The sequence below is a fragment of the Asanoa siamensis genome (genome assembly GCF_016862555.1).
Lineage (GTDB): Bacteria > Actinomycetota > Actinomycetes > Mycobacteriales > Micromonosporaceae > Asanoa > Asanoa siamensis.
The window spans coordinates 21775-42791 of sequence record NZ_BONE01000065.1; the positions used below are offsets into that span (position 1 = coordinate 21775).

16 protein-coding genes and 1 pseudogene are annotated in these 21017 nt (G+C 72.6%); 6 read left to right on the top strand and 11 right to left on the bottom strand.

Annotated features, from left to right (window positions below):
* Together Asi02nite_RS30590 and Asi02nite_RS41915 are read left to right on the top strand one after the other, a co-directional pair.
* Window positions 1-261: a hypothetical protein gene (locus Asi02nite_RS30590; RefSeq protein ID WP_203717471.1), complete on the top strand. Its 261-nt coding sequence runs from the start codon at window positions 1-3 to the stop codon at window positions 259-261.
* A gap of 269 nt (window positions 262-530) precedes the next feature.
* On the top strand, window positions 531-1637 hold the full coding sequence (locus Asi02nite_RS41915; protein ID WP_239127269.1) for a DMT family transporter: 1107 nt from the start codon (window positions 531-533) through the stop codon (window positions 1635-1637).
* 674 nt (window positions 1638-2311) lie between these two features.
* Here Asi02nite_RS41915 and folE read toward each other — a convergent pair.
* The 4 genes from folE to Asi02nite_RS42450 all read right to left on the bottom strand — a co-directional run bounded on the left by folE (window position 2312) and on the right by Asi02nite_RS42450 (window position 6146).
* Window positions 2312-2968: a GTP cyclohydrolase I FolE gene (gene folE, locus Asi02nite_RS30605; protein ID WP_203717486.1), complete on the bottom strand. Its 657-nt coding sequence runs from the start codon at window positions 2966-2968 to the stop codon at window positions 2312-2314.
* Between the two features lie 5 nt (window positions 2969-2973).
* A complete protein-coding gene (gene ftsH / locus Asi02nite_RS30610; RefSeq protein WP_203717472.1) occupies window positions 2974-5013 on the bottom strand; it encodes an ATP-dependent zinc metalloprotease FtsH in 2040 nt (679 codons plus the stop codon).
* Between the two features lie 263 nt (window positions 5014-5276).
* On the bottom strand, window positions 5277-5858 hold the full coding sequence (hpt, locus tag Asi02nite_RS30615; RefSeq protein ID WP_203717473.1) for a hypoxanthine phosphoribosyltransferase: 582 nt from the start codon (window positions 5856-5858) through the stop codon (window positions 5277-5279).
* Window positions 5859-6011: 153 nt separating this feature from the next.
* Window positions 6012-6146, bottom strand: a complete 135-nt coding sequence (locus Asi02nite_RS42450) for a hypothetical protein (protein WP_275410412.1) — start codon at window positions 6144-6146, stop codon at window positions 6012-6014.
* 159 nt (window positions 6147-6305) lie between these two features.
* On the opposite strand from Asi02nite_RS42450, the gene Asi02nite_RS30620 reads away from it, so the two are divergent.
* The gene (locus tag Asi02nite_RS30620; RefSeq protein ID WP_203717474.1) at window positions 6306-7253 is read left to right on the top strand and encodes a GlxA family transcriptional regulator; all 948 of its coding nucleotides are present in this window, start codon (window positions 6306-6308) and stop codon (window positions 7251-7253) included.
* Between the two features lie 150 nt (window positions 7254-7403).
* On the opposite strand, the gene tilS is transcribed toward Asi02nite_RS30620, so the two are convergent.
* From tilS to dacB, 3 genes are read right to left on the bottom strand one after another with little or no spacing between them, the layout of a single operon-like run.
* Complete coding sequence (gene tilS / locus Asi02nite_RS30625; RefSeq protein WP_203717475.1) at window positions 7404-8390, bottom strand: tRNA lysidine(34) synthetase TilS; 987 nt, start codon at window positions 8388-8390, stop codon at window positions 7404-7406.
* 2 nt (window positions 8391-8392) lie between these two features.
* Complete coding sequence (locus tag Asi02nite_RS30630; RefSeq protein WP_203717476.1) at window positions 8393-9472, bottom strand: Rv3626c family coenzyme F420 biosynthesis-associated protein; 1080 nt, start codon at window positions 9470-9472, stop codon at window positions 8393-8395.
* A 58-nt stretch (window positions 9473-9530) separates the two neighbouring features.
* Entirely contained in the window at window positions 9531-11042 is a 1512-nt protein-coding gene (gene dacB, locus Asi02nite_RS30635) for a D-alanyl-D-alanine carboxypeptidase/D-alanyl-D-alanine endopeptidase (RefSeq protein WP_373312354.1), read from the bottom strand.
* A gap of 501 nt (window positions 11043-11543) precedes the next feature.
* On the opposite strand from dacB, the gene Asi02nite_RS30640 reads away from it, so the two are divergent.
* Window positions 11544-12044: an inorganic diphosphatase gene (locus tag Asi02nite_RS30640; RefSeq protein ID WP_203717478.1), complete on the top strand. Its 501-nt coding sequence runs from the start codon at window positions 11544-11546 to the stop codon at window positions 12042-12044.
* Here the strand turns inward: Asi02nite_RS30640 and eccD are convergent.
* Entirely contained in the window at window positions 12041-13390 is a 1350-nt protein-coding gene (gene eccD, locus Asi02nite_RS30645) for a type VII secretion integral membrane protein EccD (RefSeq protein WP_203717479.1), read from the bottom strand. The two genes, Asi02nite_RS30640 and eccD, sit on opposite strands and share 4 nt — an antisense overlap.
* A gap of 150 nt (window positions 13391-13540) precedes the next feature.
* On the opposite strand from eccD, the gene eccCa reads away from it, so the two are divergent.
* The gene (gene eccCa, locus Asi02nite_RS30650; RefSeq protein ID WP_203717480.1) at window positions 13541-17293 is read left to right on the top strand and encodes a type VII secretion protein EccCa; all 3753 of its coding nucleotides are present in this window, start codon (window positions 13541-13543) and stop codon (window positions 17291-17293) included.
* Between the two features lie 231 nt (window positions 17294-17524).
* The gene (gene mycP / locus Asi02nite_RS30655) at window positions 17525-18904 is read left to right on the top strand and encodes a type VII secretion-associated serine protease mycosin (RefSeq protein WP_203717487.1); all 1380 of its coding nucleotides are present in this window, start codon (window positions 17525-17527) and stop codon (window positions 18902-18904) included.
* 24 nt (window positions 18905-18928) lie between these two features.
* Here mycP and Asi02nite_RS30660 read toward each other — a convergent pair whose 3' ends face one another.
* The 3 genes and pseudogenes from Asi02nite_RS30660 to Asi02nite_RS30670 form a co-directional block, all read right to left on the bottom strand.
* Entirely contained in the window at window positions 18929-19393 is a 465-nt protein-coding gene (locus Asi02nite_RS30660) for a GNAT family N-acetyltransferase (RefSeq protein ID WP_239127271.1), read from the bottom strand.
* A gap of 27 nt (window positions 19394-19420) precedes the next feature.
* Window positions 19421-20599, bottom strand: a complete 1179-nt coding sequence (locus tag Asi02nite_RS30665) for a MarP family serine protease (protein WP_203717481.1) — start codon at window positions 20597-20599, stop codon at window positions 19421-19423.
* Window positions 20600-20811: 212 nt separating this feature from the next.
* A pseudogene (locus Asi02nite_RS30670) lies at window positions 20812-21017 on the bottom strand (coenzyme A pyrophosphatase); the annotation flags it as partial.

Sequence of the window (21017 nt, forward strand, 5' to 3'; positions counted from 1 at the left end):
ATGCCGAACGTCGAAGAGGTCAAGCTCAGCGTCGCGGCGTCCGTCGACCAGACCCAGCGGGCGCTGCAGACGCTGCGCGGCGTCGCGGACTCGTTCGACGAGGCCCTGACCCGGTTGCGCTTCACGGCCGTCGGGTCGGGCCATCCGTCCATCATGGACGCGATCGTGTACCTCGAGCAGGCCCGCGTCCGGCTCGACGAGGCGCAGTCGCTGGCCGCCAACGCGATGAGCTCCGCCGACACCTTCCGCAGCATGGTCTGAAAACCAAGATCCAGCGTTCCCGGGTCCGCGGTGGTCCGGACCGTCGCTCCCGCCGGACACCGCTCCGCTGCGCTGCGCTGCCAGGTCCGCGGTGTGGGAAACCCGGCGGGCCTGTCGGCCCGCCACGGTATGGTCGCCGGGTGCCGCACTCCGTGATTTCGCCGCCGACCGCTCGCTAGCGCACATCGCTAGCTGACCCGGCTCGCTCGCTTCCTTCCCGAGCCCGGGTCGTCGAGTGGCGCCCGGGCGGCGATGACACGGAGATCTCAGTGCACTCGAATACGACCCTGCCCGTCGGGCGGGGAATCCTCTACATCCTCCTGGCCGGCGTGGCCTGGGGCACCGGCGGCGCCGTAGCGGCCGTCCTCTACGAAACCAGCGACATGGGCCCGCTCGCGGTCTCGTTCTGGCGCTTCGCGATCGCCCTGCCGGTGCTGGCGCTCGCGCACCTGGCGCGGCGCCGGCGGCCGGTGGCCCGGCAGGGTTGGCGCCAGGTGGTGGCGACGGGCGTCGGCCTGGCGGTCTACCAGACGGCCTACTTCGCCGCGGTGGCCTACGCCGGCCTGGCGGTGGCGACGGTGGTCACCCTGGGCGCCGGCCCGATCCTGATCGCGGTGGGTGCCCGGTTGACCCTGGGCGAACGCCTCGGCCGGCGCGGCACGGTGACGACGGGTCTGGCGCTCGCGGGTCTGCTCCTCCTGGTCGCCGGCGGCGGCGCGAGCTCCGGCTCGGCCCCGGCGCTCGGGCTGGCCTGCGCCCTCTTCTCCGCGGCCGGGTACGCGGTGGTGACGCTGCTCAACCGCAGCCCGCGCTTCACCCGTCCCGAGCTGCCCCACGACGACGGCGGCCGCCTGGTCATGGGCCAAGTCACCGAGAACACCTACGACCGCGGCGAGCACACCGGCGTCGATGACCAGGGCGACCGCGGCGAGCACGCTAGCGCCGATGACCAGGTCACCGGCGGTGACCGCCAGCCCGGCGGGATCCCGGCGACGGTTGGGGCTTTCGCGGTGGGTCTGCTCTGCCTGCTGCCGCTGGCCTTGGCCGAAGGCCCGCTGCCGACGTCCGGCAACCTGGTCGTGGCCCTCGCCCTGCTGGCCTACCTCGGTCTGGTGCCCACCGCGCTGGCCTACGACCTGTTCTTCGCGGGTCTGGCGGTCGTCCGCGCGACGACGACGGCCATCCTCACCCTCGTGGAGCCGCTGGCGGCAGCGGTCATCGCGGTCCTCTGGCTCGACGAACACCTCACGCCCGCCATGACGGCCGGCTCCCTCCTCCTGGCGGTCGCCGTCCTGGCACTGACCTTGACGGAACGCCGAGCGACTCCGACACACCCGACTCCCGCACCGCGAACCCTCACGCGAACAGCCGGATAGCCGGCCGGCCGTAGGGGCCGCACGACGACCCACGCGGTCCCTACGGTCCGGTCGCTTTGCTCTGCACCCATATACGCACCGCAGGTCGCGAGGGGTGGTGCGTATATGGGTGCAGAGCAAAGTCCCACGGCACGCTGTCTGGTGCCGGCCCCGCGGCTTGTGGCGCTGAGGTCACAGAGACCGCCGTATGGGTGAGGAGCGCGGCTGCCGCCGACGCGGCCCTTGCGGCGGCCGGTCCGTGCCACACGCGGCGTTTGATCAGATCGTGGGGCTATGGGCGGGGGCGGGCGGCATAATCGCACCGCCGGGCGCCTTGTGGCGGCTGTCGGGGCTGTCAGCGGCCTCGTCGTTGATGTTGGCTGTGGCACCGGGGCCGTGGCGCGGGAGTCCGCACCTGCCGCTGCCGAAGACGAGCGCGCACGCCTACGACCTGGCTTCTCGCGCCCCTCGAACTGGGCGTCGAGCTGCTCGTGGATCCGCGCCTTGATGACGTCGAGAGCCCGCCGCCCGCGGGTGCACAGATGTCGCCGGGGGGCCCGACGTCGTCATTCACCACGGCGCGCCGGTGAAAGAACCCCCCTGCGGACCTGGCAGCGAAGCGGAGCGAGCGGTGTCCGGCGGGAGCGACGGTCCGGACCACGACGGACCCGGGCAGGAATCCTGATCTCTAAAGATCAGCCGATGATCAAGGCCATCGCTTCGCTGCGGGTCTTCGCGTCGCTCTGGAAGATGCCGCGGACCGCGGACGTGACCGTTTTCGCGCCGTCCTTCTGGATGCCGCGCATCGCCATGCAGAGGTGTTCGCATTCGAGCACCGCGATCACGCCGCGGGGTTCGAGCTTGGTCATCAGCAGGTCGGCTATCTGGGCCGTGAGGCGTTCCTGGACCTGGGGGCGGCGCGCGAAGATCTCGACCAGGCGGGCCAGCTTCGACAAGCCCGTGATGCGGCCGTTCGGGCCCGGGATGTAGCCGATGTGCGCCACGCCCTTGAACGGGAGCAGGTGGTGTTCGCAGACGCTCATGACCTCGATGTCGCGGACCAGGATCAGTTCCTCGTGAGCCGCGTCGAAGGTCGTGTTGAGCACCTGGGACGGGTCGACCCGCAGGCCCGCGAACAGCTCCGCGTACGCCCGGGCCACCCGTAGCGGGGTCTTGACCAGGCCGTCGCGGTCCGGGTCCTCGCCGATGGCGATCAGGATCTCGCGGACGGCCTTCTCGATGCGACCCAGGTCGACCGTGTCCTCGACCGGGCGGCCGGTGAGCTTGCCGTCGACAAGCCGAGCGGCGAGGTAGTCGAGTTCCTCTACCTCACCGTCGGCCTCGTAGTCGATGTTGCTCAGTGTGCGCCGTCCGAGTTGCTGTTGGGTGAGCCGCCCGTGTTGCCGCCGCCCACGCGGGCCTCGGCGCCGTCGGCCTCGGCCTGGACCTTGAGCGCGTCGCGCTCGGCCGGGGTGAGGACCGGCGGCTCGGTCGACGGGCGACGCTTGCCGAAGCCGTTGTAAGGAGCCATCGGCGGGCGCTTGACGACCCGCGCCGCGATCCGGGCCATGTCGGTGGTCGAGATCGTTTCCTTCTCGATCAGCTCCAGGACCAGGTTGTCGAGCACGTCGCGGTATTCGACCAGGATCTCCCAGGCCTCGTCGTGGGCGAGCTCGATCAGCGAGCGGACCTCGCCGTCGATCTCGGCCGCGACCACGTCGGAGTAGTCGCGCTCGTGGCCCATCGTGCGACCCAGGAACGGCTCGTCGCCGCTGGTGCCGTACTTGACCGCGCCGAGCTTCGACGACATGCCGTATTGGGTGACCATCGCCCGGGCCAGCGACGTGGCCTTCTTGATGTCGTCACCCGCACCGGTGGTCGGCTCGTGGAAGACCAGCTCCTCCGCCGCGCGACCGCCCAGGGCGTACGCCAGGGTGTCGATCATCTCCGCACGGGTCTGGGTGTACTTGTCTTCCGTCGGCAGCACCAGCGTGTGACCCAGCGAGCGCGAGCGCGGCAGGATCGTCACCTTGTGCACCGGAGCCGAGTGCGGCAGCGCCCAGGCGACCAGCGCGTGGCCACCCTCGTGGTACGCGGTGATCTTCTTCTCGTGGTCGCTCATCACCCGGGTGCGGCGCTGCGGGCCGGCCACCACGCGGTCGATGGATTCCTCGAGGTAGTCGTTGGAGATCGCCCGCTTGTCGTGCCGGGCGGTCAGCAGCGCGGCCTCGTTGATCACGTTGGCGAGGTCGGCACCGGAGAAGCCAGGGGTACGCCGGGCGACCGCGTCGAGGTCGACGTCGGGCGTGAACGGCTTGCCCTTGGCGTGCACCCGCAGGATCGACTTGCGGCCGTCCATGTCGGGGGTGTCGACGGCGATCTGCCGGTCGAACCGGCCGGGGCGCAGCAGCGCCGGGTCGAGGATGTCGGGCCGGTTGGTGGCCGCGATCAGGATGACCCCGCCCTTGGTGTCGAAGCCGTCCATCTCGACGAGGAGCTGGTTGAGCGTCTGCTCGCGCTCGTCGTGACCGCCGCCCATGCCGGCGCCGCGGTGGCGGCCGACGGCGTCGATCTCGTCGACGAACACGATCGCGGGCGCGTTGGCCTTGGCCTGCTCGAACAGGTCGCGGACCCGGCTCGCGCCGACACCGACGAACATCTCGACGAAGTCGGAACCGGAGATCGAGTAGAACGGCACACCGGCCTCGCCGGCGACCGCGCGGGCCAGCAGCGTCTTACCGGTGCCGGGCTGGCCGAAGAGCAGCACGCCCTTCGGGATCTTGGCGCCGAGGGCCTGGTATTTCGCCGGGTTCTGCAGGAAGTCCTTGATCTCGCGGAGCTCCTCGACCGCCTCGTCGGCACCCGCCACGTCGGCGAAGGTCGTCTTCGGCGTGTCCTTGGTGATCATCTTCGCCTTGGACTTGCCGAAGTTCAGGACCCGCGAGCCGCCGCCCTGCATCTGCGACATGAAGAACAACAGCAGCACCACGAGCAGCACGATGGGCAGCAGGTTGACCAGGAGGCTCAGCAGCACGTTGTCGCCGGACACCTGGGTGTCGACGTCACCGGTGATCCGGTCGGCGGTCTTCGCGTTCTGGACGTCGTTCCAGATCTGGTCGCCGACCTCGGCCGGGAACTGCGCCTCGATCCGGTTGGTGTTGGTGTCACCGAACTTCTGCGCCTGAGCCAGGGTGATCTGGAGCGTCTGCTCCTTGTCTTGGAACGTGACTTCCTGGATGCTGCGGGCAGGACCGCTGTTGAGCTGCTGGAGGGCGACGCTGGTGTCGACCCGGTGGAAACTCGGCCCGCCGGTGAACAGCGAGCTGAGCGCGATTGCGCCGGCGATCACAAGGATGATCCAGACCACCGGTCGGCGGAAGAAACGCGTACGTTCCATACTGTTGTCGAGCGGCGAACCGCCCGCATCCTCCTGATCGACGTTATGACCGTGCCGGACGTGTTGCTCCGGGGTGTCGGCCTGCGGTGACCTGCCTGCCCAGAGACCAGCTCTGTGGGGACCGGCCACTACCCGCGCCGCCGGGTGCGCCACGGTCATTCGAAGGTACACCCCGAGCGCGAGACGCAAACGACTGAGCCCCGCGCTAGCACATACGGTAGCCGGGGATGCTGGATGTCCGCTGTACGAAGTTGAGGAGATCCTCAGACTCGTGCGTATACCTCTGGCTTGAGGACGCCGACGTAAGGCAGCTCACGGTAGCGCTCGCTGAAGTCGAGGCCGTATCCCACCACGAACTCGCTCGGGATGTCGAAGCCGACGTACTTCACCGGGACGTGGACCTTGATCGCGTCGGGCTTGCGGAACAGCGCGACCACCTCGACGCTCGCGGCGGCCCGGGACTCGAGGTATTTGAGGAGCCAGGAGAGCGTCAGGCCGGAGTCGACGATGTCCTCGACGACCACGACGTGCCGGCCGGCGATGTCCCGGTCGAGGTCCTTGAGGATCCGGACGACCCCGGACGAGGTAGTTCCCTGCCCGTACGAGGAGACGGCCATGAACTCGAGCTCCACCGGCGGGCCGTGCCGGCCCAGCGCGCGAGCGAAGTCGGCGACGAACATCACCGCGCCCTTGAGCACGCAGACCAGCAACAGCCCGTCCTGGACGTTGGCGTAGTCGCTGGCCACCTGCTTGGCGAGGTCCGCGGTCTTCTCGCGGATCTGTTCCTCGGTGATGATCACGTGATCGATGTCGGCGTCGTACCAGGAGCCGGAGCCGTCGGTCATGCCCCCTAGCCTGCCCCACGCGGGTTACGCCCCGATGGCCGACCCACCAGGAAGAAGAGGTGGCCACCCAGCGCTACTGGGCGGCCACCTGTGAAGGTTGATTCCTCAGGACAGAGGATGCTGCCGCCTCCTCTGTCCTTCCGGTCACCAAGATCAGTAGGTCTGTGGTTCTCGGAAGCCGTCGCGTGATGGCTTCCAGTCGGCCGAGTCGTGCGAGTCCTTGGTGAGCCCGGTCGCGGAAGCGAGGGCGAGGACCAGCATAAAGGCGACAAAAAGGACGAGTTCCATGGCGGTGCTCCTCTGTGAGCTGTTGCTGTAGGTGAGGACCGCCGGCGCGCACCGGGCTTTCTTACATAGATGAGTCTGCCCCGGAGCGGGACATCCGGACAGTGGCAGAGATGCCATGCACCGTCGAATTCCTGCCAGCTTTCCGCTACGCTGCGAAGCATGGTGCGGAACGTCGCGGTGGTCGTCATGGACGGTGTCGCCGCCTTCGAGCTCGGGGTCCTGTGCGAGGTCTTCGGCACCGACCGCACGGCCGACGGCTTCCCCGGTTACCGGTTCGACGTCTGCTCGCCCGACGGCGGTCCGGTGCGTGCCCAGAACGGCTTCACCCTGATGCCGGCCGCCGATCTCGGCCCGCTGGACGACGCCGACCTGGTCGCGGTCCCGGCACACAAGGACGGCGCGACCGTGCCGCCATCGGTGCTCGACGCGCTCCGCCGGGCCGACGCCCGCGGCGCCCAGCTCCTGAGCGTCTGCTCGGGCGCGTTCGTCCTCGGCGAGGCCGGCCTGCTCGACGACCGCGAGTGCACGACCCACTGGCGCTACGCCGACGAGCTCCAGGCCCGCTATCCGCGCGCCAAGGTCGCCTGCAACCACCTCTACGTGCACGACGGCAACCTGCTGACCAGCGCCGGCACGGCCGCGGGCATCGACGCCTGCCTGCATCTCGTACGCCAGGAGCACGGCTCGGAGATCGCCACCAAGCTGGCCCGCCGCATGGTCGTCCCACCGCACCGCGACGGCGGCCAGGCGCAGTACATCGAGGCGCCGATCGCCCGCACGCCGGACGCACCGACGCTCGAGCCGCTGCTCAGCTGGCTGGTCGGCAACCTCGACCGGACGATCACGGTGGACGACCTGGCGGCCCGCGCGCACATGGCACCGCGCACGTTCGCCCGCCGCTTCCGCGCCGAGACCGGCACGACGCCACACGATTGGCTGACGGGGCAGCGGGTGCTGCTGGCCCGCCGGCTGCTCGAGGAGACGGAGCTCGCGGTGGAGCAGGTCGCGGGCAAGAGCGGCTTCGGCGACGCGGCGACGTTGCGCCACCACTTCAGCCGGAGAGTTGGAGCAACGCCGCACGCCTACCGGTCGACCTTCCGGAAGTAACAGATCAAGATCCGGCGTTCCCGGGTTCGCGGTGGTCCGGACCGTCGCTCCCGCCGGACACCGCTCGCTCCGCTTCGCTGCCACCTCCGCGTCGGCCAAGGACCCTTCCTTCTCAGTCCCGGCAGAGCGACGCCTTGGCGGACCGGGCGGTCAGTCGGTGAGGACGCGGAGGACGCCTGAGACGCGCGCCGCGCGGATGCCGCCCGGCAGGTGCACCGCGCCCTGGCCGTGCCAGCCCGTGACCAGCGCTTCGAGGGCGCTCACGTGCCGGTGCGACAGGGCGGCCGGCGAGCAGCCCAGCGACAGCGCCCACGAGTGCAGCGCGCGGGCGCGCAGCGCGGGCAGCAGCGCCTCGAGCATCGCCACCGAAAGGCCTTCCTCCAACATGGAGCGTTCGAGCTCCTCGGCCGCGAGCACGTCGAGCGCCTCCGCGTCCTGGGCGAGCAGCCGGGCGGTGCGGGCCAGGTTGGGCACGACACCCGGGCCGAGCGCGTCGACGAGCGAGGGCAGGGCGGAGACCCGGACCCGTGACCGGGCGTACGACGGATCGAGGTTGTGCGGGTCCTCCCACGGCTCGAGCCCCAGCGCCGCGCACGCCTTGCGGGCCTCGTCGCGGGACATGTCGAGCAGCGGCCGCAGCAGCGCCACCCCGTCGACGTCGCGCCTGTCCGGCATCGCGGCCATGCCTCGCGGACCAGCGCCCCTGGCGAGCGCGAGCAGCACCGTCTCGGCCTGGTCGTCGCGGGTGTGGCCGAGCAGCACCGAGTTGGCGTCGTGGGCCCGGGCGGTGTCGAGCAGCGCGTCGTAGCGGGCCTCGCGGGCCGCCGCCTCGGGACCGCCGAGCCGGCCGGCCACGTCGACCGGCACCACGAGTGACGGACGCAGGTCGACGGACGCGCCCCAGGCGGCGACCGCGGCGGCCCGGCGATCCGAGCCGTCCTGCAGGCCGTGGTCTATGGTGATCAGCCCCGCGCGCAGACCCATCCGGGGGGCGACGAACGCGGTCGCGGCGGCCAGGGCCAGGGAGTCGGCACCGCCGGAGCAGGCGACCAGCACCAGGGCGTCCTTGCGTATCCCCTGCAGCATGCGGCGGACCGCGACGCGGGTCGCGGCGACCGGGGGCGCGGGACCGACCACGTCTAGCCCTGCGCGAGCAGCGGTCCGTTGCCGCCGCCGGGACCGTGCACCCGGGCCACCCAGGCATCGGGGTCGCCCAGCTCCTCCAGCCGCGGCAGCGTCAACGGCGAGCTGAAGATCTTGTTGAAGCCGGCCATGCCGACCCGCTCCACCACCCCGTGCACGAACTTGCGGCCCTCGGCGTACTGCCGCATCTTGACGTCGATGCCGAGCAACTTGCGCATGGCCTTCTCCAACGGGTTGCCGGCCTCGCGGCGGCGGTTGAAGCGGGCCCGGATCTGCTCGACCGTGGGTATGACCTCGGGGCCGACGCCGTCCATCACGAACTCGGCGTGCCCCTCGAGCAGCGTCATCAGCGCGGTCAGCCGGTCGAGCACCGCCCGCTGACCCGGCGTCTGCACGAGGTCGAGCACGCTGGCCCGGCTCTCGGGGTCGCGGATCGCGTCGGAGAGGGTGGCGACGGCGCGGCGGAGCCGGTCGGTGAGGTGCTCGGTGCCGCTCTGCGACGCGTCGACGAACGCCTGCACCTCGCCGAGGAAGTGGGCGCGCATCCACGGCACCGAGGTGAACTGGGTGCGGTGGGTGACCTCGTGCAGGCAGACCCAGAGGCGGAAGTCGCGCGGCTCGGCACCGAGCTTGCGCTCGACCTCGACGATGTTCGGGGCGACGAGCAGCAATTGCCCCGGATCGGCGGAAAAGACCTCATACTGCCCGAGTACGCGACCCGACAGGTAGGCCAGCACGCTGCCCGCCTGCACCCCGGTCAGCCGGGAGCCGATGGCGTCACTGAGGGCGCCGGGCTCCTTGTCGCCGGAGAGGCGGGTGATCAACGGAGTGACGACCTCACGCAGCCCGGCCACGTTGACGGCGGCCCAGTCGCGGCGGTCGACGATCCGCACGGGTGGGTGGGCCACCTGCGACTGCAGGCCCGTGTAGGAACTGACGTGGCCGGCTGCCTCTTCGGTCAGCCGGCGCAGGTCGGAGACCACCTCGGTGGCCTCCTCGTAGGAGGCCCGGGGGCCGGTCTTGCCCAGCGCCCCCGCGGTGGCGGCGGCCAGATCCCAGTCCACGAACTGCGCCATCACCCCACGGTACCCGGGCGGGGCACCCCGGGCGCCCCATCCGCTAGCCGCCTGTTCGTCAACCACAGCCGCACGCGACGAGGGTCGCGGCGATCTTGTCGAGGTGGTCGCGGACCGCGTCGCTGCCGGCCGTCACGCCGTCGGTGAGGATCGAGAAGGCCAGCAGCCGGCCATCGGCCGTCGTCACGATGCCGGCCATCGCGTGGTTGCCGGTGAGCGTGCCGGTCTTGGCCCGGACCACGCCGGCCGCGGTCTTCCGGGTGGCCGCCTGGCCGAACCGGTCGTCGAGCGTGCCCGACCACGCCGCCACGGGCAGGCCGGCGAACATCTCGGTCAGCTCGGGGCGCTTGCCGGACGCGGCCAGGGCGAGCAGCTCGGTCTGCGCCTCCGCGGTCAGCTTGTCGGTGCGGGACAGGCCACTGCCGTCGGCGAGGACAAGTCCCTCGGTCGGCAGACCCAGCTCGCCGAGGGCCTCGGTCATCGCGGTGCGGGCGCCGGCGTACGAGGCCGGTTGGCCCTTCGCGAGCGCGACCTGCCGGGCGAGCGCCTCGGCGACGACGTTGTCGCTGGCCTGGAGCATGAACTCGACCAGCCGGACCATCGGCGGCGACTCGACCCGGGCGAGCTCGTCGCCGGGGTTCGCGGGGCTCGACGGTGCGGCGCTCGGCGTGGCCGCCGCGTCGGTGGTCGTGCCGGGAGGTGCCGTCGTCGGCGTGCCGCTGACGCCGAGCGCCTTGGCGAAGGCGAGCGCGGCCGCGGCGTCGGGCTTGCTGGACCGCTCGGAGTAGCCGTTGCCGAGCTGGGTGGGTGCCTTGCGGGCGCCGTCGACGGCGAGCGCGGTCGACGGGCCGCCGAAGCCGCCGGTCGGGATGTCCGAGTCCCAGCCGGGCTCGTAGACCGGTCCCGAGTAGAGCGAGCTGTCGTAGTAGACCTTGGTCGGCTTGGTGTCGCCGAGCGCCTTCTTCGTCGCCGCGGCCAGCTTGTCGAGCCGGGCCGCGCCCGGGTAGAAGGTCTTGGCGTTCACGCCGAGGGTCGGGTCGCCGCCGCCGACGAGGATCACCTCGCCAGGCTTGGGGCCGGCGAGCACGCGGGTCGGGATCCGGTGGGCGGGGCCGCGGGTGGCCAGCACGGTGGCCGCGGTGACCAGCTTCATCGTCGAGGCCGGCACGGTCGGGGTCGCGCCGCCGTTGCCGTAGAGGATCTTGCCGCTGAGGACGTCGCGGACCACCACGTTGGTACGGCCGCCGAGGTTGTTGGCGGTGACCAGCTTGCCGATCGCCTGGGTGAGGCCGGCCTCGTCGGGCATCGGCGCGACACCGTTGAGGGCGGCGAGCACCGGGCCCGGCGGCGGCTCCGGCGGGTCGACGACGGGGGTGGGCCGGGCGGGCTCGTCGCCGAGCCAGGCGGCGACGGGACCGGGGCGGACGACGACGAGGCCGGCGGCGAAGACGACGAGGACCAGGATGCCGGCGAGGGCGATCGCGAGCGAAACGCGGGACCGGCGGCGGCGCGGCGGGGGCGGCGGCGGCTCGGCCCCGGCCGCGGCGGGCGGCGGGCTGCTCGGCGGCAGCCCGGGCGGCGGGGTCGGCGGTCCTAACGGGATCGGCGGGCCACTCGGGTGCGGGCTCGAGCCGTGCGGGCTTGAGCCGTGCGGGCTTGAGCCGGGCGGGTTCGCGGGGCCGTGCGGGCCGGGGCTGTTGCGTGGTGGGCTCGCGGTCGCGCGTACCGGTGGCTGGTTGTGTTGATGGTGTGGTGCCGGTGAGACCGGTGGGGCCGCGGGCACGGCGGCCCGCGCGGGTCCGGCCGGGGGGAAGGGGCCGGGTGGTGCGGGCACGGGGGTGTAAGGAGTGGGACCGGAACCGCCGGGGTGTAGGTTGGCATCCGTTGGCGGGGGCGACTTCTCCGCGTTGTCGGACGGCGTAGCACCCGGCACCCGGGCCCTACCGCGCGCGGGGCGCGGTTGTGAGTCTTCCCCCACCCGCCCCTCCTCCCGTTCGACGCCCGGCGTAGGCGACACTACTTGCGTCCGTGCGTCTGCAGGGGGCCAACGCGGTCGAGCAAGGAGCGTGCAATGGATTTCGACGTCACTGTTGAGATTCCCAAGGGGAATCGCAACAAGTATGAGGTCGACCATAAGACCGGTCGCATCCGCCTCGACCGGACGCTCTTCACCTCGACGCAGTACCCGGCCGACTACGGCTTCATCGAAGACACCCTCGGCGAGGACGGCGACCCGCTGGACGCCCTCGTCCTGGTCACCGAGCCCACCTTCCCCGGCTGCCTGATCCGGTGCCGGGCGATCGGCATGTTCCGGATGAAGGACGAGAAGGGCGGCGACGACAAGGTCCTCTGCGTCCCGTTCGAGGACCCGCGCCAGGAGCATCTCCGCGACATCCACCACGTCGGCGAGTTCGACCGACTGGAGATCCAGCACTTCTTCGAGGTCTACAAGGACCTGGAGCCGGGCAAGTCGGTCGAGGGCGCGACCTGGGTCGGCCGCGCCGACGCGGAGGCCGAGATCGTGCTCTCCTACCGCCGCGCCGAAGAAGCCAAGGCCGCCGGCACCTACTAGTCGACCAGGGTGGTGGCCCGGGCGAACAGGCCGAGCACCACGCACGCCACCGGGATGATCGCGACCAGCAGCGCGGTGTCCAGCAGGTCGCCGGCCCGGCCTAGGTAGGGACCGGCCGGGCGACGGACCCCCACAGTCAGCAGCAGCGACCCGGCCAGGCCGAGGGCGCCGGTCGCGACGATGAGCAGCGGCGTCGCGTCGGCGGTGGCGGTCAGGGCCACCGCGGCCAGCGCGGCGGTGCCGGCGACCAGCAGGGGTACGCGCTGGCGGACGGTGGCGAAGACGCGCGTACGCAGCAGCAGGGCAGTGCCGCAGACGGCCGCGAGGGCCTGGCCCCAGCCGCCGCCGTCGAGCGCGAGCACGCCCGCCGCGGACGCCGCGAGCACCGCGTGGCCGATCAGCAGGCCGCCGAGGATCTCCTCCGCGCGGGTGACGGCCGTCTGGACGCGGTCGGGGTCGGTTCCCGGGTCGTCGTCGGCCCCGGCCGGCGGGACGGGCACGCGGGCCAGGCGGATCGCGAGCCGGGGCAGCACGCCGACGCCGGCGGTCAGCAGGGCCAGCAGGATCGCGGCGGCGCCGTGGGCGGAGAGGGCGAAGCCGAGCGCGGCCGTCGCGGCGCCGAGCAGGCCGGCGAGGATCCCGGCCGAGAAGATCCGGCGGCCGGCGCCGATGCCGACGATGCCGAGCACGCCGTGCAGGGCCAGGGCGACGCAGCCGAGCAGCAGGTCGAGCGGGCCGATCCAGCGCAGGCCCGGCTCGGCACCGCCGGCCAGCAGCAGGGCGCCGGCGGCGAACGCGTACGGCAGCGAGTAGGCGCCCAGCGCCACGCCCGCGGCCCGGTAGCCCCAGGCCCGCGCCGCGAGGACCCCGGCGACGGTCAGGCTGGCCGCGGCGCCGAGGGTGGTCAGCATCGCCGCGATCGAGTCGGGGCCGGCGCGGAGCAGCACGACCAGCGCGACACCGAGCACCACGCCGGCCGCCGCCAGGCCCGTCACCGCGGTCGACAGGCCGGACCAGGCCGTGCCGTGCCGGCGCGCGCCGTCGGCGATCGCCTCGACGACGTCGTCGTAGGCGAGCGCGGGCCACTCCTGGCGGGCGGGGACGAGATGGAGCAGGTCGCCGTCGCGTACACCCTGGTCTCGAAGGGTCGCACCACCCTCGAGCGCCGCACCGTCCGTGCGGCGCAGGACCCAACCGCCGTGCGCCTCGCCGTCGTCGGCGAGCGTCTCGCCTGCCTGCCGCAGCACCTCGGGTAGCAGGTCAGCCAGGGGTACGTCGGGCGGAAGCGCGACGTCGACCCGGCGCTGCGGCGCGTTGACGGTAACCAGGGCGAGGCTCGTGTGCATCGATGACCTCCGTCGCGGGGGGAGCCGGCGAGGGTGCCGAACCTACCGCGTCCGCGGGTTATCCACATGACCCCTTTTTGGCCATCCATCCACCGCCGCGATTCCCTACGATGAGCGACGCTCGGGTAGCGCTCTGGATCGGGAGGTCGCATGTCGACGGTGTTGGTGCGCCGGCCGCCGCGCCGGCCCGCGCCCGAGATCCCGAGCGGCGAGCTGCGCGTGGAGCCGCCGCCGGAGCTGCCGCAGGCGGCCGGTGGGCGCTGGCAACAGCTCATGCTGCTGCTGCCGATGCTCGGCGGCGGCGTGGCGATGGCGCTGATGATGGGCCGGGGCGGTGGCGCGTTCTCCTATGTGGTCGGCGGGCTGTTCGGCATCTCGTCGCTGGCAATGCTCGCGACCTCGTGGGGTCAGGGCGGTCCGCGGCGGGCGGAGCTGGTCGGCGCGCGGCGCGACTACCTGCGGCACCTGTCGCTGCTGCGCCGCCAGGCCCGGGCGACGGTGGCGCTGCAGCGGGTGGGCCTGCGCTACCGGCATCCGGCGCCGTCGGCACTCTGGTCCACGGTCGACAGCCATCGGTTGTGGGAGCGGCGGCCGGCCGATCCCGACTTCGCGGTGGTCCGCGTCGGGCTGGGGCCGCAGAGCCTGGCGACCGCGCTGGTCCCACCGGTGACGCGGGCGGTCGACGACCTGGAGCCGATGACGGCCGGGGCGCTGCGGCGCTTTCTCGACGCGTACTCGGTGGTCCCTGACCTGCCCGTGGCCCTGTCGATGCGCGGGTTCGCCCGGGTGCACGTGCGCGGCTCGCCGGCGCTGGTCCGCGCGCTCCTCGTGCAACTGGCGGTCTTCCACGCGCCCGACGACCTGATGGTGGCGGTCGCCGCCGGGCCGGGCCGGCGCGCTGACTGGGAGTGGGTCAAGTGGCTGCCGCACGCCCGGCATCCGAGCCGGACCGACGCGTTGGGCGCTGTGCGGCTGGTCGCCGACTCGGTGGCGGCGCTGGAGCGGCTGCTCGACGGCGTCGGCGACGGGGCGCACGTCGTCGTCGTGGTCGACGGGGTGGACCGTGGCCGGCTCGACGGTGACGGGCGCACCGTCGTCGAGGTCGACGGGCCGCCGCCGCGCCTGCTCGACCCGTCGACCGTGGTGCTGACCCGGCGGCCCGACGGCACCCTGGAGACCACCACGACGGAGGGCGTCACCACGGTCGGCGTGGCCGATGGGCTCGACGTCGCGTCCGCCTCGGCGGTGGCGCGGCGGCTCGCTCCCCTGCGGCTGGCCGGCGCGGGCAGCCAGGCGGTCTCGCCACCCGCTGACCTGGGCCTGCTCGACCTGCTCCGGGTGGCCGAGCCCGACGCCTACACGGTGGCCGAGGCGTGGTCGCCGCGGTCGCCGCGTGATCAGCTACGCGTGCCGATCGGGGTGGGCGCCGACGGCCTCCCGGTCGAGCTCGACCTCAAGGAGTCCGCGCTCGACGGCATGGGGCCGCACGGGCTGCTGATCGGCGCGACGGGTTCCGGCAAGTCCGAGCTGCTCCGCACGCTTGTGCTCGGGCTGGCCGCGACGCACTCGTCGGCCGAGCTCAACGTGGTGCTGGTCGACTTCAAGGGCGGCGCCACGTTCGCGTCCCTGGACGCCCTGCCGCACACCAGCGCCGTGATCACCAACCTGGCCGACGAGCTGACGCTGGTCGACCGCATGGTCGACGCGATCAACGGCGAGCTGGTCCGGCGCCAGGAGCTGCTGCGGCGGGCGGGCAACTTCGCGAGCCGGCGCGACTATGAGGCCGCCCGGGTTGGTGGGGCGGCGCTCGCCCCGTTGCCGTCGCTGCTGATCGTCTGTGACGAGTTCTCCGAGCTGCTCTCGGCCAAGCCCGACTTCATCGACCTGTTCGTCCAGATCGGGCGGTTGGGGCGGTCGCTCGGCGTGCACCTGCTGCTGGCGTCGCAGCGCCTCGAGGAGGGGCGGCTGCGCGGGCTCGACACCCATCTGTCCTATCGGATCGGCCTGCGTACGTTCTCGCCGTTCGAGTCCCGGGCCGTGCTCGGGGTGCCGGACGCCTACGAGCTGCCGCGCGCCCCTGGTCATGCGTTCCTCAAGGCCGGCACCGATCCGTTGCGCCGGTTCCGGGTTGCCTATGTGTCGGGTCCGGTGCCGCGCCGCGGTGGCGGCGGTGCCTTGCCTGCCGGGCCCGTGGTGTTGCCGTTCACGACCTCACCGGTCGCGGCGCCGGTGGCGCTGGCTGCGGTCTCGCCGCCGGCCGGGCCCAGCCTGCTGGAGGCGCTGGTCGCCCGGATCGCCGGCCAGGGGCCGCCGGCCCATCGGGTCTGGCTGCCGCCGCTCGCCGAGCCGGCCACGTTCGACGAGGTGCTCGGGCCGCCCACCGTCGTGCCGGGTCGCGGGCTGATGTTCGCCAACCCCGAGCTGCACGGCGCGCTGCAGGTCCCGGTGGCCGTGGTCGACCGGCCGCTCGACCAGCGCCGCGACCTGCTCTGGTTCGCGCTCGACGGTGCGGCCGGGCACGTGGCCGTGGTCGGCGCGCCACGCAGCGGCAAGTCGACCGCGCTGCGCACCCTCGTCTGCGGGCTGGCGCTCGCGCACACGCCCGCCGAAGCGCGGTTCTACTGCCTCGACTTCGGCGGCGGCGCCCTGGCCGCGCTGCGCGACCTGCCGCACGTGGGCGGGGTGGCCGGCCGGCAGGAGGCCGCCGCCGTCCGCCGCACGGTCGGCGAGCTGAGCACGCTGCTGGCCGCGCGGGAGCGCCAATTCGCGGGCGACGAGCCGCACGTGTTCCTCGTGATCGACGGTTGGTCGACGCTGCGCGGGGAGTTCGACGAGCTCGAAGCGGTGGTCACCGACCTGGCCGGGCGCGGCCTCGCGTACCGGGTGCATGTCCTCGCCTCGGCCACCCGCTGGCTCGACCTCCGCCCGGCCGTCCGCGACCTCTTCGGCGCCCGACTCGAGCTACGACTCGGCGATCCGAGCGACTCGATGATCTCCCGGAAGGCGGCGGCCGACGTGCCTGCCGACTCGCCCGGCCGGGGCATCACGAGCGAGGGGCTGCACCTGCTCACGCTGCGGCCCGCGCCGGCGGGCGACGTGCCGCTGGAGAAGGCGGTGGCCGCGGCCTGGGCGGGTCCGGCCGCCCCGGCGGTCCGGCTGCTGCCGCCATCGGTCCCTTACTCGGCGCTCGACCAGACCGCGACGACCGGCCTGACCCTGCCGATCGGCATCGCCGAGGCCGACCTGCGCCCAGTGGCGGTCGACTTCGCCGCCGACCCGCACCTCGTGCTCTTCGGCGACACCGAGTGCGGCAAGTCGTCGTTCCTACGGGCGCTGGCGGCGACGGTCGCGGGCCGCTTCCGCCCCGACGAGGCGCGCCTGATCGTGGTCGACTACCGGCGCAGCCTGCTGGGCGCGGTCCGCAGCGACCATCTGATCGGCTACGGCACGGCGGCGGGCGACACCGAGGAGCTGATCGACTCGGTGGCCGGCTACATGCGGCGGCGCCTGCCGCCACCCGACGTGACGCCCGACCAACTGCGCTCCCGCGGCTGGTGGGCGGGCCCGGAGCTGTTCGTCCTGGTCGACGACTACGACCTGGTGGCCGCGGCGCCGGCCAACCCGCTGCGGGCGCTGGAGGAGTTCCTGCCGCAGGCACGGGACATCGGCCTGCACCTGGTGCTGACCCGCCGCACGGGCGGCGCGGCCCGGTCGCTCTACGACCCGATCATCCAGCGCCTCCGCGAACTGGCGGGGGCGGGCCTGGTGATGTCGGGCGACCCCGACGAGGGCCCGCTGGTCGGACAGGTCCGCCCGGGCCCCCTGCCGCCGGGCCGCGGCCGCCTGGTCACCCGGAAGGAGGGGGTCCGCCTGGTCCAGATCGCCCACCTACCGGCCCCCTGACCCGGGCGGGTCGGCGATCGACGGGTCACGCTACGCACACGCTCCAGCTCAGCCGCGTCCCGCCCGAGGCTATGGCGAACTGATCGCACATTGTGTGTCCCGCACGGGTGGACGGTCGGGGTAACCTCCCAGCACAGGAACTTCCCGGGGTGAGAAGGCCGTGAGGTGACGAGGCTGACGCACCAGCGCCGAAGCGCCGTCCCACGGTTTCGTGGCGCGGCGCTGGTCGCCATGACGGCGGCCACGGCCCTTGCCGCCGCACCGCTGCCATTGCCTCTTGCCGCCACTGCCCCCGCATCCGGGCAGGCCGGCGCCGCGGCGCTGCCGCAGGCTGCTGCCGCCGCTGGCTCCGCGTCCACGTCCGGCGACGGTGGGGCCGCACCGTCCACGCTGCCCATTGCCGCCGATTCCGTTCGCGACGAGCAGTGGCAGCTTCGTGAGCTGCAGGCGCGCAACGCCTGGCGCTATTCGACCGGCGCCGGCGTCGTGGTCGCGGTGATCGACTCCGGCGTCGATGCGAGCCACGAGGATCTGGCCGGCCAGGTTCTCCCCGGCAAAGACCTCGTCAAACCGGGTGGCGGCGACGGCCACACCGACCCGGTCGGCCACGGCACCACGGTCGCGGGCCTGATCGCAGGCCGCGCCGACGACGAGAACGGCGTCATGGGCCTCGCCCCGAACGCCAAGATTCTCCCGGTGCGGGTCCTCGACGCCGACAACCGGTACGACGACGCGATGATCGTGGCTCGCGCCGTCCGGTGGGCCGTCGACAGCGGCGCCAGGGTCATCAACCTGTCCCTGGGCGGTTCCGGCACGAGCCCAGCGCTCGCCGCGGCCCTCGACTACGCCTTCGCCCGCGACGTGGTCGTCGTCGCCTGCACGGGCAACGTGCTGCCGCAGGCGGCCTCGGGCGTCTGGTACCCGGCCCGCGAGCCCGGCGTCATCGCCGTCGCCGGCCTGGAGAAAGAGACAGACGTCCTCTGGAACGGTTCGATCACGGGCAGCGCGACCGTGCTCAGCGCACCGGCGACGGACCTGGTCGGCGCGAAGACCGGCGGCTTCTGGCGGGTCCGCGGCACCAGCTTCGCCGCGCCCCTGGTCTCGGCCGCCGCGGCTCTGATCCGCGCCAAGTGGCCGACCATGCCGGCCGGCGAGGTGGTCAACCGCCTGATCTCGACGGCCGACGACCTGGGCACCCCGGGCCGCGACGACACCTACGGCTTCGGCAAGGTCGACCCGCTGGCGGCCCTGACCACCCAGCTCCCCACGACCATCCGCAACCCGCTCGACGACAACAAGTCCCCGGGCGTAGCCGGCTTCGGCCCGGCCCCGGGCCGCGGCACCGACTCGGTCACCGGCGGCGGCGCCCTGGAACCCAACAACCCGGCGGCCGCCTCAGGCGCCTCCGGCTCGGCGGCACAACGCTCCGCGACCCCGGCAAGCCACCCGAACCCGCTGGGCTGGCGCATAGCCACCGCGATAGCGATGCTGATCCTCGCGATCGCCGTAGTCTTCGTGGTCCTCTTCGCCCGCCATCCCGCCATGGCGCTGCTGGCCCGCCGCTCCCGCCGCCCGCGCCCACCAAGCCACCAGTCGAAGACCAACCGCTAGACCAGCTCCGCCCCGGACAGGGCCTCAGGGCGGCGGCCGGCGGGTCATGAAGATGTCGATCTCGTCCGCCGCGTCGAGGGTGAAGCCGTGCCGCTCGTAGAGGCGTTGAGCCGGGCTGCCCCGCAGCACGTTCAGGCGTACCGTCACCCGCTCCTCGTCGGCCTTCCGCAGCAGCGTCCGCAGCACCCCTGACCCCACCCCGCATCCCTGGAATCCCGGCGCGACGTAGAAGTGCTCCAGCCAATGCCCGTCGTCGGCGGGGCGTACGGCCACGCACCCCGCGAACGCCGGACCGACGGTGATGATCGAGGTGTGGGCCGGCGAGAACGAGTCCCGAAACCGTTGCCTGACCCGGTGCTCGTCGAACCTGCCCAACCGCTCCAGGTCGGCCCGCAGCACCACCGCCCGCAACTCGGCGATCGCGAACACGTCCGCCGGCTCCGCCGGGCGCAGCGACCAGCCGATCACCTCGCCCGCCTCCGTCGTCACCGCTCGAGTATCGAGGGACCCCGAGGGTCAGACGCAGTCGCCCGTCGCGGTGGCGCGGGTGCGTTCGATGCCGGCGTTCGCGACGCCGGAGGCCTCGTCGGCGGTCACCGCGAAGCCCGTGTTCCGGTCGTCCGCCGCCGCGGCGAAGATGACGCCGAGTACGACGCCGTCCGGCGTGATGAGCGGGCCGCCGGAGTTGCCGCTGCGGACCAGCGCCCGGATCGTGTAGATCTCGCGCGTCACTTCGCTCGACTCGTAGATGTCCGGCCCGGTGATATTGCCGACGTCGCGGATACGCGCCGACTGCGCGTTGTACGGCCCGTCCAGCGGGAAGCCCAGCACGATCGCGTCGTTCTCGGCGCGGGCGTTGGAGCGGGCGAACGGCATGACCGGGGCTTCCAGATCGGGTACGTAGATCACCGCAAGGTCGCGGTTCGGGTCGTAGACCACCACCCGGCCGTTCTCGCGATCACCGTTGACCTCGACCTGCACCCGGTCGGTGCCGGCCACCACGTGGGCGTTGGTCATGACGCGCTGGGGTGCGTACACGAAGCCCGAGCCCTCGATCCGCCGCCCGCAACTCTGCGCGGACCCGAGCACCTTGACCACCGACCGCTTCGAGTTGATCACGACCTGCGACCCCGCGAGCGCCGGGTCGGGAGCCGCCACCTCGCGGGCCCGGGTCGCGGTCAGGCCACCGAACACGTCCGGGAAACCGCGGGTGTCCACGGTGTCGCGCAGGGACTCCGACAGCGTCTGCGCCTGCTCCGGCAGCACCTTGTCGACGCCGTCGAGCAGCGCGCTGTTGCGCACCGAACTGGCCAGCCACGGCACAGACGACGACCCGAGCGGCACCGCCACCAGCCACGCGACGATCAGCACGGCCAGCAGCGAGACGACAGCACCACCGGCATCGTCGACGCGCCGCCCGGCGCGACTCGTGATCGCATGGCGGACGTGCGCGCCGATCCACCCCGTCAGCGCCTGCCCGAGCACCGCCAGCCCGAAGATCGCGACCAACGAAATGACGACGCGAAGAGCGCCGTCAGCGAAGCGTTGGGCGACCATCGGCCCGACCTGAAGCCCGATCAGGGCACCGCCGAAAAAGCCGAAGAAGGACAGCACACCGATCACGAACCCCTGCCGGTAGCCGCTGATCGCGAACACGACCATCAGCAGAACCAGGACAAGGTCGACGGCGGACACCCTGACAGGGTACGGGCGTCCGGCCACCCCCGCGCCCACCCCGCGCGACGCACCCACCCGCACACCCGATCCAGCACCGTCGAACCGACACAGTCCACAGCGAGACGGATAAGTCGGACTTGGGAGCTACGGACCAGGACGCGGTCCGACGCGGCATGCGGTACAGGCCGGAGTGCCGTCCAGGCCGGAGTGCGGTCGTCCAGGCCGGGGTGCTAAACCGACTCGTCCGCGTCCGCGGACGCCGCCGGTGGGGGTGTCGACGGTGGCAGCTCCCCGATCCGGTCCTGCGGCCACGGCCGCGACCACCCCGCCATGTCCAGCAGCGTAGACACCACGCCCGCGGTGAAGCCCCACACCAGCATCCCCCGCACCTCGAAGGCCGGGCCGATCCAGCCGCTCGGGTGGCGCAGCCGTAGGC

Bases quoted from the DNA above. Each gene is read 5' to 3' on its own strand.
- Asi02nite_RS30630 (WP_203717476.1), bottom strand. From the start codon at position 9,472: ATGGCGCAGTTCGTGGACTGGGATCTGGCCGCCGCCACCGCGGGGGCG.
- Asi02nite_RS30620 (WP_203717474.1), top strand. From the start codon at position 6,306: ATGGTGCGGAACGTCGCGGTGGTCGTCATGGACGGTGTCGCCGCCTTC.
- Asi02nite_RS30590 (WP_203717471.1), top strand. From the start codon at position 1: ATGCCGAACGTCGAAGAGGTCAAGCTCAGCGTCGCGGCGTCCGTCGAC.
- mycP (WP_203717487.1), top strand. From the start codon at position 17,525: ATGACGGCGGCCACGGCCCTTGCCGCCGCACCGCTGCCATTGCCTCTT.
- Asi02nite_RS42450 (WP_275410412.1), bottom strand. From the start codon at position 6,146: ATGGAACTCGTCCTTTTTGTCGCCTTTATGCTGGTCCTCGCCCTCGCT.
- eccD (WP_203717479.1), bottom strand. From the start codon at position 13,390: ATGCACACGAGCCTCGCCCTGGTTACCGTCAACGCGCCGCAGCGCCGG.
- eccCa (WP_203717480.1), top strand. From the start codon at position 13,541: ATGTCGACGGTGTTGGTGCGCCGGCCGCCGCGCCGGCCCGCGCCCGAG.
- Asi02nite_RS30640 (WP_203717478.1), top strand. From the start codon at position 11,544: ATGGATTTCGACGTCACTGTTGAGATTCCCAAGGGGAATCGCAACAAG.
- hpt (WP_203717473.1), bottom strand. From the start codon at position 5,858: ATGACCGACGGCTCCGGCTCCTGGTACGACGCCGACATCGATCACGTG.
- ftsH (WP_203717472.1), bottom strand. From the start codon at position 5,013: ATGGAACGTACGCGTTTCTTCCGCCGACCGGTGGTCTGGATCATCCTT.